Origin of the sequence: Spiroplasma endosymbiont of Ammophila pubescens, from assembly GCF_964020965.1 — a bacterium.
Classification (GTDB): Bacteria; Bacillota_I; Bacilli_A; order Mycoplasmatales; family Mycoplasmataceae; genus Spiroplasma.
Genome location: NZ_OZ026611.1, coordinates 1,581,916 through 1,600,477, shown reverse-complemented (window position 1 = coordinate 1,600,477; position 18,562 = coordinate 1,581,916). Strand labels below are relative to the sequence as shown.

The window sequence follows — 18,562 nt, the reverse complement described above, 5'->3', positions numbered from 1 at the left end:
GAATGGCAAAATTTGGTAAAAAATATAATAAAGTTGCTGAATTAGTTGATAAAAATAAAGTATACTCAATTGCAGAAGCAATTGAATTAGCAAAACAAACTGTAACAACAAAATTTGACTCAACCGTTGAAGTTGCCTTTAATTTAAACGTTGATCCACGTCATGCTGACCAACAAATTCGTGGAGCTGTTGTGTTACCAAAAGGAACAGGAAAAACACAACGAATCTTAGTTTTAACAAATAGCAAGGAAGCTGCTGCTAAAGCAGCAGGTGCTGATTTTGTTGGGGGTAAAGATTTAATTGAAAAAATTCAAAAAGAAAACTGATTTGATTATGATGTTATTATCGCAACACCAGATATTATGGTAGAATTAGGAAAAATTGGAAAATTATTAGGGCCAAAAGGATTAATACCCAACCCTAAAACAGGAACAGTTACTCCAGATGTTGTTAAAGCAATTGGTGATGTTAAAAAAGGAAAAGTTGAATATCGTGTTGATAAAAATGGAAACATTCATTTAATTATTGGAAAAGCATCATTTAAAGTTGAAGATTTAAAAGCTAATTATGATGTAATTTATGAAACAATTCGTAAGGCAAAACCAGCGGCTGTTAAGGGAGCATATATTAAAAATATTGCTATCACAACAACAATGGGACCAGGAATTAAAGTTTTAATTGAATTATAAAAAAGGAAAAAAGATTAACAATTGTTAATCTTTTTCTTTTTTTGTTTTTTTAGTTCTTAACGAAAATAATGCTAGATAACTAACTAAAGTTGAAACGCCATAAATTCCAATGCCTGAAAAATAGTACTAATAATGGTGCTAAAACTGAATGAAGATATGGGTTTAAAATTTTGTAGCTATTTCATCACATTATTCTTTCATCTGTTGGAGTATAACCATGACATTCAACATATATAACTAGTCTCTGGTTCATAAAAATATAATATATAAAATTGGCAATATTAAACTAAAGTAATTGATTCTTTTAATAAAATATTTAAAATCATGTTGTTCATAATATGAAAAAATACCAAATAAGATAAATGCAATAATTGGAGTTATAAAATGAATGTTAATTGTAATAATGTTTTTTAAAATTGAATTTGTAAAAATAAATCCTTTTCCAACAAATAATTGCTTGATAACATCTGGTCAAAAGACAAGAACAATCACAATTGAATGTGTTGCTAAAAAAACACAATTAAAAATAAATTTTTTAAATTCTGAAGGTTCATTTTTATATCCTAATCTTGCAAAAAAAACTGTGGCATAAATAACACAATATAAAGCATAACCAATTTGTAAAAGCAACAAATAATCATGCAATTAATTGATCAATTGTGTTTTCACTATGCCCATTTTTACTTGGCTTAAAATAATCATAATTAATCATTCTGTCACATAAATCTATGATAACACCAGAGATTGGGGCAATAATTAAGAAAATCATTAAAGTGATAATTATTATTTTTAAATTTTTACTATACTTTGATAATTTATACATTTTAACCTCTTTATATAATATTAGATTTTATATAAGTTATTTTAAAATTATACCATAATTACAAATTAAATTACTATGTAACTTATATCTCTAATTTCAAAATATTTTTCTCCTTAGGATTTTAAACTTTTAATTTACTAAAATTTTTCATTTTTTATGTTATTCTGTTTAGTAATTGATTATAATATTAATAGTACAAAAAGTACATCTAGATATTATTTAAAACTATGAAAGGAAAAAATAGAATGTATTTATATTTACAAGCGAATGTTGGTACAGCAGTCCTTGATACTTTAAAAGCGTGGGGTTTTTGAAGTGCAATTATTGCAACCATGTTTGTAATTTTTTTAGGTTGGTTTTTAACAAAACGTGAAACCTTTAAAAAAGATTGAGAAGCTGTCTTAATTAAAATTGTCATGGTTGTTGGTTTACCATGTTTAGCATTTGATGGTTTTATGGCTGATACAACAGTTGAACAAGTTAAAACACAAGCAGCAATTTTATTAGTCGGATTTTTATTTTATATTATTTTAGGAATTGTAGCAAAATATTTTTATATTAAATATGAGCAAGATGTTCGTGATACGTTAGCAATGTGTACAGTTTTTGCATCAACTACTTTCTTCGGAATTCCATTTGTTACAGCTTTATTTGACGCCGGACAAGCAACATTACCAGCTAATATCTTTAATATTCCTTATCGAGTATTTTTATATTCATTAGGATTTATTGTTATGAGTAAACCGGTGCAAGGACAATTAGCATCAGCAGTTGAAACAACAGCAGAAACAATTGTCGATGCAAAAATAGATCCTATGGGGTATGCACAAGTAAGAGCCGAAATATGAACTAAAAAAATGGCAACCGTGAAGGCAAATTTAAAACAAATTTTTGTTAATCCAATTTTAATTGCAACAATTATTGGATTTATCTTTTGAGTAACACAATTAATTCCAGGAATTGAAATTGTTCCTGATCAAAATAAAATTGGTAGTGGTCGATTATTTTAACCATTACGATTAGATAATATTTTTCCACCATTATTTAAAATAACAAAAACATTGGAAGGATTATGTACACCATTAGCATGATTAGCAATTGGAATGACTTTAGCAAAAGGGAAATTGCGTGAAGCAATGCAATATAAAAAAGTCTGATATGGAATGATTATGAAAGTTATTCTAGCACCAATTATTGGATTAGTTTTAGCAATTATTTTTGCTGTGATTGGAAAAGAAACAGGAGTATGAAAATTAGATTCAGTTGGCTTGACTGTTATTGTCATTATGTTGGCAGCACCACCAGCGTCTGTTATTGTGACATATTCAATAGGATATAAAAAGCAACCAATGTTAACAAGTAATTTAACATTAGTTTAAACTTTATTTTCAATTATTTCGTTACCATTCTGAGTAATTATTACGACAGAAATTGGGGCAACTACATTATTTACATATTAGGAAAAAATAACAATGAATATAAAAATTAAAATAGTTTGTTATGGCGTTCGGAAAACCGAACGACCATTTTTTGAAAAACTAAATGAAAAATATGGTTATGATTTAACTTTAATTGAAGAATATTTAACAAAAGATAATATTGCCACAGTTAAAGGACATCAAGCAGTGATGGTTTGTGCAAATTGTGATTGTTATGAAGAAAATTTATTAAAAATGCAAGAATATGGGATTAAATATTTATTAACAAGAACAGTTGGTTATAACCATATTGATTTAACAAAAGCACATGAATTAGGTTTTAAAATGGCTTATGTACCAGGATATTCGCCTAATGCAGTTAGTGAATTAGCGGTAGCAATGGGAAATGCTTTTTTACGTAATTTATTTTATATGGCTAATAATGAACGTCAAACAAATTTTAAGGTTGATTATTTTATGTTTGCAAAAGAAATTCGTAATTCAACAATTGGAATTATTGGAACTGGTCGGATTGGATGTGAAGCAGCAAAGGCTTGGTATGGAATGGGAGCTAAAGTATTAGGATATGATATTTATGAAAATGATAGTGTGCGAGCAGTTTTAACATATACTGATTTAAATACTTTGCTTAAAGAATCAGACTTAGTTTCATTACATTGTCCATATATTAAAGACCAAAATCATCATTTTGTTAATAAAGAATTTCTAGCACAAATGAAACCGGGGGCAGTTTTAATTAATGCAGCGCGTGGTCAACTAATGGATAGTGAAGCAGTTTATGAAGCTGTTAAGTCAAATCATTTAAAAAGTGTCGGATTATATGTATTAGAAAATGAAGGTGATGTTTTTTTCCAAGATTTTAATGAAAATAAAACACCAGATAATCTGACAAATAAATTACTTACCTTATATCCACGAGTAATTATTACACCATATATAGGTTCTTATACTGATGAAGCTGTCAAAAATATGATTGAAACAACATATGAAAATTTAAAAGAAATTTTAACAAATGGTGAGTCAAAAAATAAAATATAAAACAAATTTTTAGAAAGTAGAGTTTTACTCTACTTTTTATTATTTAAAATAAATTTTAATAAAAAATAATAAAATAAATAAAATTATTATATAATTTATTTAGTAAAAATTGTGATTTCTATTTATTTTTTATTTTATATTAATTAACAACACTTGTGGGGTGACAAAAAAGAAAAGCGAGGTATGTTTTGTCATGCAAAAAAATGGGCAGCAAATGATTTGTGATAAATGTCATTTTAAATTTAAATCTTTTTATAGACAATGAAAATTAAATAATAATAACAATAAGTTATTTATTTTTCGTGTAGAAAAAAAATATCAAGCATTGAGCAAAAACATTGATTTAAGTGAATTAATTCCAGATTATGCTTTTGTTTGTAATTCAACTTGGTTTGCTATTTATAGTATTAAAAAAATTCAACGAATGAGAATTAATACAATAAAAAATTTAAATTTTAAACAAGGTACTTTATTAATTGGATTTTATTAATATCGGATTTTTATTAACGGAATTATGCAAACTCGTTGATATAATCTTCCACGAGTATAATAATGTTTTTTAATTTTATAAAATAAAAAAATAAAATAGTTACTTAAATTTATTGTTTTTTTACAGAAAATAATGTCTTATAATAAAAAGTCTAGTTAAAATGCAACAATTTTCCAGTTTTCGGTATATAATAAAAATAGTTTTAGTAGAAAGAGAAATGAGGATTTTTTATTATGTCAAAAAAACTGCACGGGATAGGTGCTAGCAATGGAATTGCAATTGCCAAAGTTTTTAAATTAGAAGAACCAAAATATGAAATTTCGAATAATACGATTTCTGATTCGGCAAAAGAAATTAAAATACTAGAAGCAGCAATGCAAAAGGCAAACACAGATATTGAAAAACTACAAAAGATTGTCTTAGACAAATTAGGAGCGGAAAAAGCAGCAATTTTTGAAGCACATAAGAAAATTTTGCGTGATCCAGTAATGATTGATGAAGCAAAAAATATCATTAAGAGTAATAATAATAATAATAATAATAATAATAATAACGCAGCATATGCAATTCATACTGTTGCTCAAAAGTTTATTACAATGTTTGCAAGTATGGATGATCCATATTTTAAAGAGCGTGCAGCTGATGTTAAAGATGTAACTGATCGTTTAATTAAGTATATTTTAAATGTTCCGGTCTTAGATTTAGCAACTATTAGTGAAGAAGTTATTATTGTTGCTGAAGATTTAACACCTTCACAAACAGCGCAGTTAAATCCTAAATTTGTGAAAGGATTTAGTTGTGATATGGGGGGGCGTACTAGTCATGCTGCAATTATGGCCCGTAGTCTAGAAATTCCAGCTGTCTTAGGATTAAAAGATATTACAAAACAAGCAAACCATCATGAAATAATTATGATTAATGGAACAACAGGAGAAATTATCTTAAATCCAACATCGGCGGAGATTAAAACTTGGACAACAGAAAAAGAAAAATTTTTACAATTGCAACAAGAACTATTGGCATTTAAAGATAAACCAACAGTTTCAAAAGATGGATATCAAAAATTTGTTTTAGAAGGAAATATTGGAGCACCAAAAGATGTTCAAGGTGTTTTGGATAATGGTGGGCAAGGAATTGGATTATTTAGAAGTGAGTTCTTATATATGGATAATGACCATTTCCCAACTGAAGATGAACAATATGAAGCTTATAAAGGTGTTTTGGAAGGAATGCAAGGGCGCCCAGTGATTATTCGAACATTGGATATTGGTGGTGATAAAAAATTATCATATTTTAAATTTCCAGAAGAAATGAACCCATTTTTAGGATATCGTGCGATTCGCCTTTGTTTAGATAAAACAGATGTTTTTCGAACACAATTACGTGCTTTATTACGTGCTAGTGTGCATGGGAAAGTTGGTATTATGTTTCCAATGATTGCGACAGTTGATGAATTTAAAACTGCAAAAAAAATTACCTTAGAAGAAAAAGTAATTTTACTTAAAGAAGGACATAAAGTTGCAGACAATATTGAAATTGGAATGATGATGGAAATTCCAGCAGCAGCAATGTTAGCTGATCAGTTTGCAAAACACGCTGATTTTTTTTCAATTGGAACTAATGATTTAATTCAATATACAATGGCAGCTGATCGAATGAGCCAATTTGTGGCATATTTATACCAACCATATAACCCATCTGTTTTACGTTTAATTAAAACAATTATTGATGGTGCTCATAAAGAAGGAAAATGGGTTGGAATGTGTGGTGAAATGGCTGGAGAGGAACAAGCAATTCCGCTTTTAATGGGAATGAAATTAGATTACTTTTCAATGTCTGCCACAAGTATTTTAAATGCGCGTCGTATTATTAGCAAATTAGAAGTTTCGGCAATGGAACAATTAGTAACAGAAGCATTAGAATGCCAAACAGGTGATGAAGTTTTGGCTTTAGTTGAAAAAAGAACAAAAAATGCTTTAGAAGTCTAAAATTTTGATAAAATAACACTATATAGTGTTATTTTTTATTAAAATAGGTTGTTTAAATGATAAATTTAAATACGTATGCAATAATTGACCTTCCATTGCCAGTTTTAATTGCTTTTGTTGTTATTTTTACGGCATTATCAATTATTAGTGGATTTTGATATTGAAGACAATGTTATAAAACACGCCATAATGCTAAAAATGATAATTTTGCAGTTAAACAGAAGGTAACAATTCGGACTGCTTTTCAAAAAAATAAGTATTTAATTTTATTTTTATTATGTTTTTTTGTTTAATTGGTTTTATTTTGGTTTTAGTTAAACAACTAGTTGGTTTTCTATTGTTTTAAAAATAGCACATAAATTTAATAATTTTATAGTATACTAAAGATAGATGACAAAGTTGTCTGCTTAATGAAAAAAGGAGAAGAAAAGATGGGATTATTTAGTAAAAAACCAAAAGAACTTGAAATAATTGCCCCTGTAGATGGTGAAGTTATTGTTTTAGATAAAGTTGAAGATGAAGTATTTTCACAAAAAATATTAGGTGAGGGTTTAGCAATTAAACCAATTGCTTGGAAATTAATTACCGTTTTTCCGACAGGTCATGCTTATGGAATCAAAAGTAATAATGGTGTTGAAATGTTATTACACATCGGAATGGATAAGTTTCATTAAATGGAAAAGGATTCGATATTTAAGTAAAACAAGATGATAATGTTAAACAAGGGGATTTATTATGTAATGTTGATTTAGCAGTTTTAAAAGCTGAAAATCTACCAAGTTTATATACGCCAATTGTTTTTACACCAGAAACAATGAGCGGTAAGACAATTAATATTGTTAAAACAGGCAATGTTAAACAAGAAGAAATTATTGCTGTTATTAAATAGGAAATAATTTTAACTAATAAGTGATTTATAAAATGGAAATCATTTTTATTTTTGTTTATAAAGTATATTCTAGAGTGTTTTTGCTATAATTGTTAAGAAAGGAAGAAGGTCAAATGGTAAAAATAGTTTTAATTGCGATTGTTTTTTTCTTATATTATTACTGAGTTTTTTCTTCAACAAGGGCAATTTTAGCCGAATTTTTAAAAATTCGAACTAAAAATATTTATTTTGGGATGATTATGGGTTTTTTCTTTTATTTTGCTGTTATTTCTTTTTTGCTAATTCCATTAGAATTTATTCCTAATTTACGTTATATTATTTTAGTTTATTCATTATTATCAATTAATATTTTATATTCATTATTTTTGTTATTATTTATTCGTTATTGATTTAATATTAATTTATGAGATTGAAATCATGCCATTTTTTTTGTTGCATTTGGTGTTTTTATGGCATTATATTATGCTAAAAATTATTTTATTGCTCCTTCAGGTTCAAACATTACTAATAGTTATATTTTAAGTTTTTATTTTTTTGCTTCAGTTGATAATAATATTATTTTTAAATTAAATCCAAATGTTACGATTGCTAATGCTCAAGCTTTAACAACATTATCTTGGTTTACAAATGTTTCAGTTTGATTTGTAATGACTGGAATTGATCCAAGTGATATTATTTGAAATTTATTAAATATTTTAGATGCAATGCTATTTGCTTCAATTTTTGTAACATTATTGAGTAATTTTGCTAATAAAAAAAGTAATCGTTTTTTAATTGGTACTTTATCACTCCTTGTTTTATCTGCTTCAAAATTATTAATTTATTATTTTGGATATGATTCATGGCATCAACAGAATATGTTAACTGGTTTATTTTTTGTCACTTTTATTTTAATGACAATTTACACAAATGAAGAATACCGCAGTCGTAATATACCTTGAATTATTGGTATTATTTTTGCAAGTTATATTACCTTCGAATGAGATGCATCATATATTATGCTATTTATTATTTATGTTTCAACATGAATTAGTATGTTAAAATATAAAACTAATTTCTTAAAAGATATGGTTAAGTTTACCTTATTTTCAACATTATGTTTTATCTTTTACAACGCACAAATAAAAAATATTTTACTAATTTTTATTTTTTTAGGATTATTTTTGTTAATGATAATTTTATCATTTTTGTTATATCGCAATTATTCACTAGTACATGATATTGAAATAATGATGTATCTAGGGCAAAAAAAATTATTATTTGTTGTACCAATTATTTTTACTCTAATTTCAGTAGTTATTGTTTTAGCAATAAGGGAAAATAACTTAAATTTTTGAACATTAGAAACAATTGCATCATCCTTATATGTGCAGTTAGAATTAGGGCGTTGAGAACCATGAACAAATATTGTCTTCTTAATTATTTCTTTTGTCTTTTTAGGTTTAGCTTTAATTTGATTATTCCTTTTTGAACGAATTCCGAATTTTGTTGCAAAAACTCCAATTAATATGCTATCAATTTTAACAGTAACTTTCTTTAATCCGTTAGTTGGGCGTTTTTTAATTTTAATTTTTAATGAACAGGCTTTGTTAAACAATGCTACGGTTTTTATTGTTGCGTTATTAGTTGCCTTAAATATTAGTGTTTATGCATTGAAAATTAAACCGTTTAAGAAATGGCATTTTAAAAAACCACCAATTCCCCCGCATCATAAAAAGAACCTAAAAATAATAAAATAAAGGAGGATATTATGACTTTTGAACAAGCAAAAAAACGTAGTTTAGTATTAAAAGAACAGTTAGAACAATGAAATTATGAATATTATGTGAATGATAACCCTAGTGTCAGTGATCAAGAATATGATCGAGCAATACAAGAATTAATTGCAATTGAACAACGATATAGTGAATTAATTACAATTGATTCTCCAACGCAACGTGTTTCTGGTCAAGTTAGCGAAAAGTTTAATAAATATGTTCATACAAGTCCAATGTTAAGTTTGGGAAACGCATTTAATTATGATGATTTAATTCATTTTGATGAACAAATTAAAGAATTGATTGGTTTGCCAGAGATTGAATATACTTGTGAATTAAAAATTGATGGATTATCAATTTCATTAGTTTATGATAATCATCTTTTAGTGATGGGGGCAACTCGTGGAGATGGTCTTACTGGTGAAGATGTTACTATTAATATTAAACAAATTAAATCAATTCCGCTTCGAATTGACCAACCAACTTTAACTGTTCGGGGTGAAGTTTATTTATCAGTTGAAGAATTTAAGAAGATAAATGAGGAACGTGCGAAAAATGGCGAATCTGAATTTGCTAATCCTCGAAATGCAGCAGCAGGAACTTTACGGCAATTAGATTCAACAATTGTTGCAAAACGAAAGTTAAATGCATTTTTATATTATTATGTTAATGCTTTGCAGGATGGAATTCAATCACAATACGAAGCGTTACAAAGATTAGAACAATTAAAATTTAAAACAAATCCTGAGTATCGTTATTGTTCAAATATTACGGCAGTGTGAGCATATATTCAAGAGTATGAACCAAAACGTCATCAATTAGGTTATGAAATTGATGGAATTGTGATTAAAGTTAATAACTTAAATTTATATAATCGCATAGGTTATAATGCTAAAAATCCAAAATGAGCAATAGCTTATAAATTTACAGCAGAAGTTGTGGTTACAAAATTGCTTAATATTTTTCCTTCTGTTGGAAGAACAGGACGGATTACTTATAATGCTGTTCTTGAGCCAGTTCGTATTGCAGGAACAATTGTACGAGCAGCAACATTACATAATGCTGATTTTATTACTGAGCGTGATATTCGGATTGGTGATAATGTTCAAGTTAAAAAAGCGGGGGATATTATTCCGAAAGTGATTAATTATGTTGTAGCTTGTCGCCAAAAAAATGCTCAAAAATGGCATGAGGCAACGCATTGTCCAGAATGTAATTCTTTATTAGAACGTGTTGAAGGTGAGGTTGACCAGTATTGTATTAATTCTGTTTGTCCTAAAAAAATTACTCGGGGGTTAGAACATTATTGTTCACGAAATGCCATGAATATTAAAGGAATTAGTGAAAAAATTATTGAACGATTATTTAAATTAGGATATTTAAAAAGTTTTAGTGATTTATATCAATTAGAGCAATACCAAGCGGAAATTATTGAATTAGAAAATTTTGGTGAAAAATCATTTGAAAATATGATTGCTTCAATTAATAATTCAAAAAATAATTCCTTAGAGCGACTATTGTTTGCATTAGGAATTCGACATGTTGGTCAAAAAACAGCAAAATTATTAGCACGACAATTTAAAACAATTGCTAATTTAGCTACCATGAATATTGAACAATTATCAATTATTAATGATATTGGTCCAATTGTAGCAGCTAGTGTTGTTGATTATTTTGCAATTCCAGCTAATCAACAAGAACTTGCCTTACTACGCCAAAAAGGGGTTAAAATGGAGTATTATGCTACTAATCAGCATTTAGCACAGAAGTTTGAAAATTATCGGTTTGTGATTACCGGAGTTTTATCAAAACCACGAGAATATTTTAAAGAGTTAATTGAAAGTTATGGTGGACAAATTTCTGAAAGTGTTAGTGCAAAAACCACTTATTTACTGGCAGGGGGTGATGCTGGTAATAAATTAGTAAAAGCACAAAAATTAAATGTTAAAATTATTAATGAAGAAGAATTTCAACAATTATTAAATAAGGAGGGATAAGATGGCACGAATTACAAAAGAAGTGTTACAAATGTTAGCATATGATATTATGCTAGATTTACAAGATGAGGAACTAACTAATTTAAGTCAAGAATTTGATGTTATTTTAAAGCAAATGGATTTAGTACAAAAAATTGATACAACTAATGTTTATTCAATGCATTTTCCATTTGATTTAACAGTTGACTATTTACGTGAGGATGATGAGATTGATGTTGCTCCACAAGCTGAAATTTTAGCGGCAGCACCAAAAAAAACAGATGATTATATTGTAATTAATAAGGTGGTTAAATAGAATGGCAGCTTATTCAATCAAAGAATTACATCATCTTTTAGTTGCTAAAAAAATTACTCCATCGCAAATAGTTAAGGATGCTTTTACTAATTTAGACAAATATCAGGTTTTAAATGCAACAGTGACAGAATTAAAAACAGAAGCCACAGCTTTGGCAGCTAAATTAGACCACTTTGTTGTTCCTAAAAATAATTATTTATTTGCTTTACCATATTTTGCAAAAGATAATTTTGCAACAAAAGGAATTAAGACAACGGCGAGTTCAAAAATTTTAGAAAATTTTATTCCAAATTATGAATCAACAGTAACTAATATTTTGAAAGAAAACAATAGTATTTTATTAGGAAAAGCAGCTTTGGATGAGTTAGGGATGGGTGGGCATGGTTTATATGCCTTAACAGGAGATGTTTTAAACCCTTGAGATTTGAGCCGGATTACTGGTGGCTCATCATCTGGCTCAGTAGCTTTAGTTGCAGCTGGTGTTGTTCCATTTGCATTAGGAACAGACACAGGTGATTCAGTACGAAAACCAGCAGGTTATTGTGGTGTTGTTGGTTTTAAACCAACTTATGGTTTAATTTCACGGTATGGTGTTTTTCCTTATGCGCCATCATTAGATACGGTTGGATATTTTACTCGAACTGTTGAAGACAGTGCAATTGTTTTTGATTATTTAGCACAAGAAGATCGCAAGGATGCAACCTCATTAAAGAGTAAGGAACAAGGTTATTTTAAAAATTTATCATCAGAAAAAATCAAAGAACAAAAATTTGCTTATTTAAAAAATGCGCATGCGATTCTTCCAGATGAAATTAGAATTCATTTTGATCATTTATATGATGAATTAACAGACCGCGGAATTAGTGTTACAGCAATTGATTTTCCAGAAGATTTACTAAAAGCATTAATGCCAGTTTATATGGTGATTTCTTTTGCAGAAGCAGTAAGTAGTCATTCAATGTTGGATGGAATTAATTATGGAACACGAGTTGATGGGGACACTTATCAAGAAGTAATGATGAATTCACGAACTAATGGTTTTGGTCATGTTGTTAAACGTCGTTATGTTATTGGTTCGTATACTTTAACAAAAAATAACCAAACATTATTATTTTTAAAAGCAAAACGAGTACGACGTTTAATTGTCAATGCTTTAACTACTGTTTTTGCAAAATATGACTTTTTATTATTACCAGCTGCATCAACGATTGCTCCAAAAATTACTACTATTAAAGATCAAATTTTAACAGAGGCAGAGTTAGAAAATTATGTTGATGATTTATTAGTATTAGGTAATTTAATGGGTAATCCGTCATTAACTGTTCCACTTGCTTTTGTTGATAAAATGCCAATTGGAATAAATGTTAATGCTGCTCCTTTTGCTGACCAAAAGGTCTTTAATGCTAGTTTATTAATTGAAGAGATTGTTGGAATTAAAAATAAAGTAGCACCAGAAAGGGGGAACAATCATGATTAATTTTGAGGTAGTAATTGGAATTGAAAATCATGTTGAATTAAAAACAAAGACAAAAATGTTTTCTTCTGGCGCAGTGAGTTATTGGGCTAAACCCAATAGTATGGTTAATCCAATGGATGTTGGTTATCCAGGAGTAATGCCAACAGTTAATAAAAAGGGAGTTGAGTTAGCGTTAATTGCTTGCCAAACACTTAATTTGACAATTGATCCAGTCATTCAATTTGATCGTAAAAATTATTATTACCCTGATTTAGCAAAAGGTTTTCAAATTACGCAGCAATATTATCCAATTGGTCAAAATGGATATTTAACGATTATTGATGAGAATAATAAACCTTTTAAAGTAGAAATTGAACGTCTGCATATTGAAGAAGATACTGCTAAACAGTTGCATGAAGAAGACCAAACGTTATTAGATTATAATCGTGCTGGAATTGGTTTAATTGAAATTGTAACTCGTCCTGTATTACGGTCAGCGTTTCAAGTTCGTCAATATTTAGAAGCTTTACGTGAAATTTTAGTTTATACCAAAGTTAGTGATGCTAAAATGAATGAGGGTTCATTACGATGCGATGTTAACATTTCGTTACGTCCAATTGGTGTGAAAACATTTGGTGATAAGGTTGAATTAAAAAATCTTAATTCAATTGCAAATGTTGAAAAGGCAATTGAATATGAAATTAAAAGACAAAGTGAACTTTTATTAATGGTAAAAAGAATTGAACAAGAAACACGCCGATTTGATGAAAAAACAAAAACAACGGTTTTAATGCGTCATAAAAATGATGCTATTGATTATAAATATTTTTCTGAACCAAATATTTTTCCAATTAAATTAGATCCAAATTGAATGACAAAAGTTCTTAAAAATATGCCAGAATTACCAGCTGTCAAACGTAAACGTTATTTATCAAAATTAAATTTAAAACCGGCTGATATTGAAATTATTTTACAAGATTATGCCTTAATGAATTTTTTTGAAGCAGCAATTAAGTTATCACCACATTATGAAATGATTGCTCATTATTTAATTGGTGATATTAGTGCTTATTTAAATCAAAAGGGATTAACAATAAGTGAAACAGCATTAACACCACAAAATTTAGTTGAAATAATTATGTTAATTAATCAAAATGTAATTTCAAATAAACAAGCTAAAACAGTGTTACAACGAATTTTAAATGAAGATTGTGCTCCAACGAAAATTGTTGCTGAATTAGGATTAAAACAAATTAGTGACCCAGTTGAAATTAAAACAATTATTGAGCCAGTTTTTAATGCTAATATAGCAATGCTAGAACAATATGAGCAACGACCAGAACGAGTAATTAAGTTTTTTATGGGTGAATTAATGAAATTAACAAAAGGACAAGTTGTCCCAGAAATTGGCAAACAAGTAGTTATTGAATTAATTACAGCGAAACAAGGGAAATAAAAAAGATGGTTACTTACCATCTTTTTCATATTCTTGATCAATTTTTTGTAATTTAATTGTTAAATCATTAATTGCACTAATTTTAGCAATAAATAATAATTCATCATCTAATTTAATTGTTTCAACATCTCCGGGTAAAATAACACGGCCTTTACGTTTAACATAAACAATATTATAATCTTTATTATTAATAAAACGTAATTCTGATAATGTTTGTCCTTCAATATTTGGATCAGTCACCTGAATAATTAATGATGCATAATTTTCATCAACAGTTTGCATTTCAATGTCAATATCAAACATTGCTTTAGTTGCAGTAATACTTCCGGCCATTGTATCGGGTTGGATAATATTATTAATTCCTAATGCTTTTAGAATTCGTGCATGACGGATATCTTTTACTTTCGCAATAATATTAGTAATTCCAAGGTCTTGTAATCCAATGATTGTTAAAATACTAGCTTCAATATTACTTGCGATTGTGATAATGACAGTATCATACTCGTCTAGTCCTTGCTCAATTAGATTTGTTTTAACTGTTGCGTCTAATGCTACGCCATCAACTTGTTCATAACTAGCAATCATATTATTAACCTTAGTTTGGTTAATATCAAAGACCATAATGTGTTGTTTTCGCGCAATTAGTGTTTCAATTATTGAACGTCCAAAATTATTTAGTCCAATAATTGCAAAACTTTTTCTTCTTGCCATTCCCTTTCCCCCTTATTGCACTTTTAATTATACTATTTTTTTTATTATTAGCAATAATTACTAACTTGTAGTATATAATAATATTAATGAAAGAGGGACACAAATGGTTTTTTTTCAATTATATTTCAAAAATATTTTTCAAAGAAAAAATGATAATAAACGACAACGTAATAATGACCCAACTGCACCATTAACACGGCGTCGTCATTGGTTACCCTTCTCAAAAATATCGGGAAGATTATTTTTAGTTTATATTTTAATTGTTCTTTTAGGCGGACTACTGTTATCAATTTCAGGTTTTGTTCATAGCGGAGAACGGATGATTCTTGATGGAAAAGGTAAAATTTTAAACCCTTCAGTTACTTTTGCGTGAAATTATTTAATTGGTTTATTTACTGCTGCTAGTGCTTTTTCTGATACTGGAATTACAATTAGTAATCCTGCAGCGGATTATACTTTTTGGGGACAATTGGTAATTTTAATTTTAATTCAAACAGGTGGTTTTGGAATTGCTACTTTTAAAATTATGATTTTTGTATGATTAGGGCGTCAAATTTCAATTAAGGATAAAATGCTAGTGCAAGGTGAACGAGGAAGTAGTAATTTTGGGCATACATTGGATTTAATTAAAAATAGTTTTATTTTTTTAATTATTTTGGAATGTTTTGGGGCAATTTTATTATTTTGTAATTTTTATTTTTCACCGTTATCAGTAGAAGGAAAATTCATGATTGATAATGTTACTTATCATAATTTTTGACGAAGTTTATGAAGCGGTGTTTTCCATTCAATTTCATCAATTAATAATGCTGGGTTTGATATTATTGGTAATTCATCATTAATGCCTTATAATACTAATTATTTTATTCAATTTGTGTTTTTATTCCAATTTATTATTGGCGGTTTAGGTTTTCCAACTTTTTACGATTTAAAACGAAAATTTGTAGCATGACGACGAAAAGAACATGTTAAATTTACCTTATTTACTAAAATTAATTTAATTACTTATATTGGTTTATCAATTATTGGTGTTTTTAGTGTTTGATTAATTGAATTTACGAATATTAATACAATCCATCCTGAAACTGCTCAGCATATGGAAAGTATTTTACGAAATTCAAAATCAAATTGAAATGGTTTTATGAATATTTTCTTTAATACAATGTCAACCAGAAATGCAGGTTATTCAACAGTTGAAATGAGTAACTTTTTACCAGGATCACGAATAGTGATGTCAATTATGATGTTTATTGGATCAGCGCCTTCTTCTACCGCAGGGGGGATTCGAACAACAACCTTAGCTGTTATTATCATTACAATTTGGTCTATTATTCGGAATAATAATAGTGTTAATGCTTTTAAACGGAAAATCCCAAATGAAACAGTAAAACGAGCGTTAGGAGTTACTGTTATTTCAGGAGGTTTAATTGCAATTGCCATTATCTGTATTAGTGCTGAAAATCCTCATCTTGATGTTTTAAATACTTTTTTTACAATTTGTAGTGCATTTGGAACAACAGGATTAAGTACTTTAAATTTTACCGAGCTATATAACATTGGTATTTTAAGTACTTTAATATTGATTCTATTAATGTTTATTGGGCAATTAGGAGTTTCTTCAACATTATTAGTTTCAATTCGTGGAAGTGGTGAAAAAGAATACAGTTATGTTGAAGAAAATATTTTAATTGGATAGGTTGAAAAAAATAATCTTTTTCTCTTGTTTAAAATGATATCTTTTGTATAATATATAGGGTATCACCACGGAACAGTACTCAAGTTGGTGAAGAGGGCACCCTGCTAAGGTGTTAGGTCGGGTAACTGGCGCGAGAGTTCGAGTCTCTCCTGTTCCGCCATTTAATTTACATTTAACGAAAAAAAGTAATAAAGAGTTATAAATAATTTTTATAACTCTTTTTAAATTATTGGTATAATAAAAGTAGTAATATTGTGCAATAAAGGGGAAGCATAATGAAAAATTGATTAAAAATTATTTTATCAATGATTTTTTTATTTGGTATGGCGATTATGGGGTTACTTGTTGTCGTTATTATTTTCAATGTTAAATTCTTATATATTTTTTTAGGAATTGTTATTATTGATTTAATTTTCTCATTCTTTTTCTTTTTTTCCAAACGACGTTATGAAGTTAAATTTTCTTGAATTATTTTTATTAATTTTGTGCCATTTATTGGTTTATGTTCATATGTTTTTTTTGGTCGAAAATACCATTATTCAAATAAAAAATCATTGTTGTACAATCATTTAAATAAATTAGAATATGATACTTATTGTAAAAAAAATAAGACATGTTTAATAAAATATACTGCTCCTAATCAAAAATTTGGGAATGTTGTTGAATTATTAATGCGGCATGCAAATAAGCCACTATACCAAAATAATAAAATTAAAATAATTACAAATGGGACCCGTATTTTTAAATCATTATTAACAGATTTACAACAAGCACAACAATATATTTTATTAACTTATTTTATTGTTGCTGATGGTGAACTATTTGAATCTTTTTTAGCAGTTTTAAAAGAGCGAATTGCAGCTGGTGTTCGGATTTATATGATTTATGACCATGTTGGTAGTTACTTTAAAATTAGTAAAAAAAGTATTAAAAAATTAATTAAAGCTGGTGTTAGAGTTCATAAATATTTACCAATTATTACACCTTTTATTAGTGGGAACGCCAATTATCGTAATCATCGTAAAGATGTTATTATTGATGGTTTAATTGGTTATACAGGTGGGATTAATTTAGCCGATTTATATGCTGATAAATCATGAAAGTTTGGAATTTTTCATGATACACAAGTACGAATTGAAGGTGAAGCGGTTCGAGGTTTGGAAGTAATTTTTGCTGATGACTGATTTTTTGCAACTAAACGTCATGAAATAATCACAGATTTAGAACCAGCCATTTTAGCACCAAAACAATACAATATGAAGGGTAAATCACATTTACAAATTGTTAATCATAGTCCTAGCATTGATCATTCCATTACCAAAGACCTATATATTTCATTAATTAACAAAGCTCGTAAACGAGTTTGATTATCAACTCCTTATTTTATTCCACCAGATGATCTTATTCAAGCTTTAATTCTTGCAGCACGTGCTGGAGTTGATGTTCGTTTAACAATTCCAGGTTTGACTGATAAAATTTTTGTTTTAGATATAACAAAAAGTTACTGTAAACCTTTATTTGCTAGTGGTGTTAAAATTTATGAAATGAATAATACTTTTAGTCATAATAAAATTGCTATTTTTGATGATGATATTGCTGTGATTGGGACTTGTAATTTAGATTACCGTAGTTTCTTTTCTGACCATCAAACAACAGCAGTTATTTATGATCCAGAGGTAGTCGCAAGCTTTATTCCTCGTTGGGAATGAGATTATGAACATTCAATTTTATGACAGAAATGACCAATTAAATATAAACCCTTGAGTTATCGACTATTGTTAACATGTTTAAAATTAGTCGCACCAATTTTATAAGTTAATGCTAATATCAAGAATAAT

General features: G+C 28.0%; 17 protein-coding genes and 1 tRNA gene. 16 read left to right on the top strand and 2 right to left on the bottom strand.

Translation table 4 applies throughout. The annotated features are described in order from the left end of the window. The first annotated feature begins 2 nt into the window (after positions 1-2). Positions 3-689: a 50S ribosomal protein L1 gene (rplA, locus tag ABNT63_RS10530; protein ID WP_348735714.1), complete on the top strand. Its 687-nt coding sequence runs from the start codon at positions 3-5 to the stop codon at positions 687-689. A 237-nt stretch (positions 690-926) separates the two neighbouring features. On the opposite strand, the gene ABNT63_RS10525 is transcribed toward rplA, so the two are convergent. Continuing rightward, the gene (locus ABNT63_RS10525) at positions 927-1,322 is read right to left on the bottom strand and encodes a hypothetical protein (protein ID WP_348735713.1); all 396 of its coding nucleotides are present in this window, start codon (positions 1,320-1,322) and stop codon (positions 927-929) included. A 435-nt stretch (positions 1,323-1,757) separates the two neighbouring features. Between ABNT63_RS10525 and ABNT63_RS10520 the strand changes: the two genes are divergently transcribed. From ABNT63_RS10520 to gatB, 12 genes are all read left to right on the top strand, one after another. Next, positions 1,758-2,522 carry an AEC family transporter gene (locus tag ABNT63_RS10520; RefSeq protein WP_348735712.1) on the top strand — a complete coding sequence of 255 codons (765 nt, stop codon included), beginning with the start codon at positions 1,758-1,760 and terminating at the stop codon, positions 2,520-2,522. 51 nt (positions 2,523-2,573) lie between these two features. After that, positions 2,574-2,891: a hypothetical protein gene (locus ABNT63_RS10515; protein ID WP_348735711.1), complete on the top strand. Its 318-nt coding sequence runs from the start codon at positions 2,574-2,576 to the stop codon at positions 2,889-2,891. A 93-nt stretch (positions 2,892-2,984) separates the two neighbouring features. Next, on the top strand, positions 2,985-3,989 hold the full coding sequence (locus tag ABNT63_RS10510) for an NAD(P)-dependent oxidoreductase (protein ID WP_348735710.1): 1,005 nt from the start codon (positions 2,985-2,987) through the stop codon (positions 3,987-3,989). A 193-nt stretch (positions 3,990-4,182) separates the two neighbouring features. After that, the gene (locus ABNT63_RS10505) at positions 4,183-4,479 is read left to right on the top strand and encodes a hypothetical protein (RefSeq protein WP_348735709.1); all 297 of its coding nucleotides are present in this window, start codon (positions 4,183-4,185) and stop codon (positions 4,477-4,479) included. Between the two features lie 233 nt (positions 4,480-4,712). Further along, complete coding sequence (gene ptsP, locus ABNT63_RS10500) at positions 4,713-6,467, top strand: phosphoenolpyruvate--protein phosphotransferase (RefSeq protein ID WP_348735708.1); 1,755 nt, start codon at positions 4,713-4,715, stop codon at positions 6,465-6,467. A 56-nt stretch (positions 6,468-6,523) separates the two neighbouring features. Continuing rightward, positions 6,524-6,760 carry a hypothetical protein gene (locus ABNT63_RS10495; protein WP_348735707.1) on the top strand — a complete coding sequence of 79 codons (237 nt, stop codon included), beginning with the start codon at positions 6,524-6,526 and terminating at the stop codon, positions 6,758-6,760. A gap of 138 nt (positions 6,761-6,898) precedes the next feature. After that, on the top strand, positions 6,899-7,141 hold the full coding sequence (locus ABNT63_RS11450; RefSeq protein WP_431607830.1) for a PTS sugar transporter subunit IIA: 243 nt from the start codon (positions 6,899-6,901) through the stop codon (positions 7,139-7,141). 328 nt (positions 7,142-7,469) lie between these two features. Further along, positions 7,470-9,095 carry a hypothetical protein gene (locus ABNT63_RS10485; RefSeq protein ID WP_348735706.1) on the top strand — a complete coding sequence of 542 codons (1,626 nt, stop codon included), beginning with the start codon at positions 7,470-7,472 and terminating at the stop codon, positions 9,093-9,095. 11 nt (positions 9,096-9,106) lie between these two features. Further along, a complete protein-coding gene (ligA, locus tag ABNT63_RS10480; RefSeq protein WP_348735705.1) occupies positions 9,107-11,110 on the top strand; it encodes an NAD-dependent DNA ligase LigA in 2,004 nt (667 codons plus the stop codon). Between the two features lies 1 nt (position 11,111). Then, positions 11,112-11,405 carry an Asp-tRNA(Asn)/Glu-tRNA(Gln) amidotransferase subunit GatC gene (gene gatC / locus ABNT63_RS10475; RefSeq protein ID WP_348735704.1) on the top strand — a complete coding sequence of 98 codons (294 nt, stop codon included), beginning with the start codon at positions 11,112-11,114 and terminating at the stop codon, positions 11,403-11,405. Between the two features lies 1 nt (position 11,406). Next, positions 11,407-12,882 carry an amidase family protein gene (locus tag ABNT63_RS10470; protein WP_348735703.1) on the top strand — a complete coding sequence of 492 codons (1,476 nt, stop codon included), beginning with the start codon at positions 11,407-11,409 and terminating at the stop codon, positions 12,880-12,882. Next, positions 12,875-14,317: an Asp-tRNA(Asn)/Glu-tRNA(Gln) amidotransferase subunit GatB gene (gene gatB / locus ABNT63_RS10465; RefSeq protein ID WP_348735702.1), complete on the top strand. Its 1,443-nt coding sequence runs from the start codon at positions 12,875-12,877 to the stop codon at positions 14,315-14,317. The genes ABNT63_RS10470 and gatB overlap by 8 nt, the downstream gene beginning before the upstream one ends. Positions 14,318-14,326: 9 nt before the next feature. Here gatB and ABNT63_RS10460 read toward each other — a convergent pair whose 3' ends face one another. Further along, positions 14,327-15,028 (bottom strand): potassium channel family protein, encoded by a 702-nt coding sequence (locus ABNT63_RS10460; protein WP_348735701.1) that lies wholly within the window; start codon positions 15,026-15,028, stop codon positions 14,327-14,329. A gap of 103 nt (positions 15,029-15,131) precedes the next feature. Here ABNT63_RS10460 and ABNT63_RS10455 point away from each other — a divergent pair, with 103 nt between their 5' ends. The 3 genes from ABNT63_RS10455 to cls all read left to right on the top strand — a co-directional run bounded on the left by ABNT63_RS10455 (position 15,132) and on the right by cls (position 18,538). Continuing rightward, positions 15,132-16,724: a potassium transporter TrkG gene (locus ABNT63_RS10455; RefSeq protein WP_348735700.1), complete on the top strand. Its 1,593-nt coding sequence runs from the start codon at positions 15,132-15,134 to the stop codon at positions 16,722-16,724. A 69-nt stretch (positions 16,725-16,793) separates the two neighbouring features. Next, a tRNA-Ser gene (locus tag ABNT63_RS10450) sits at positions 16,794-16,884 on the top strand. Between the two features lie 115 nt (positions 16,885-16,999). Beyond that, a complete protein-coding gene (gene cls / locus ABNT63_RS10445) occupies positions 17,000-18,538 on the top strand; it encodes a cardiolipin synthase (RefSeq protein ID WP_348735699.1) in 1,539 nt (512 codons plus the stop codon). Positions 18,539-18,562: the final 24 nt, after the last annotated feature.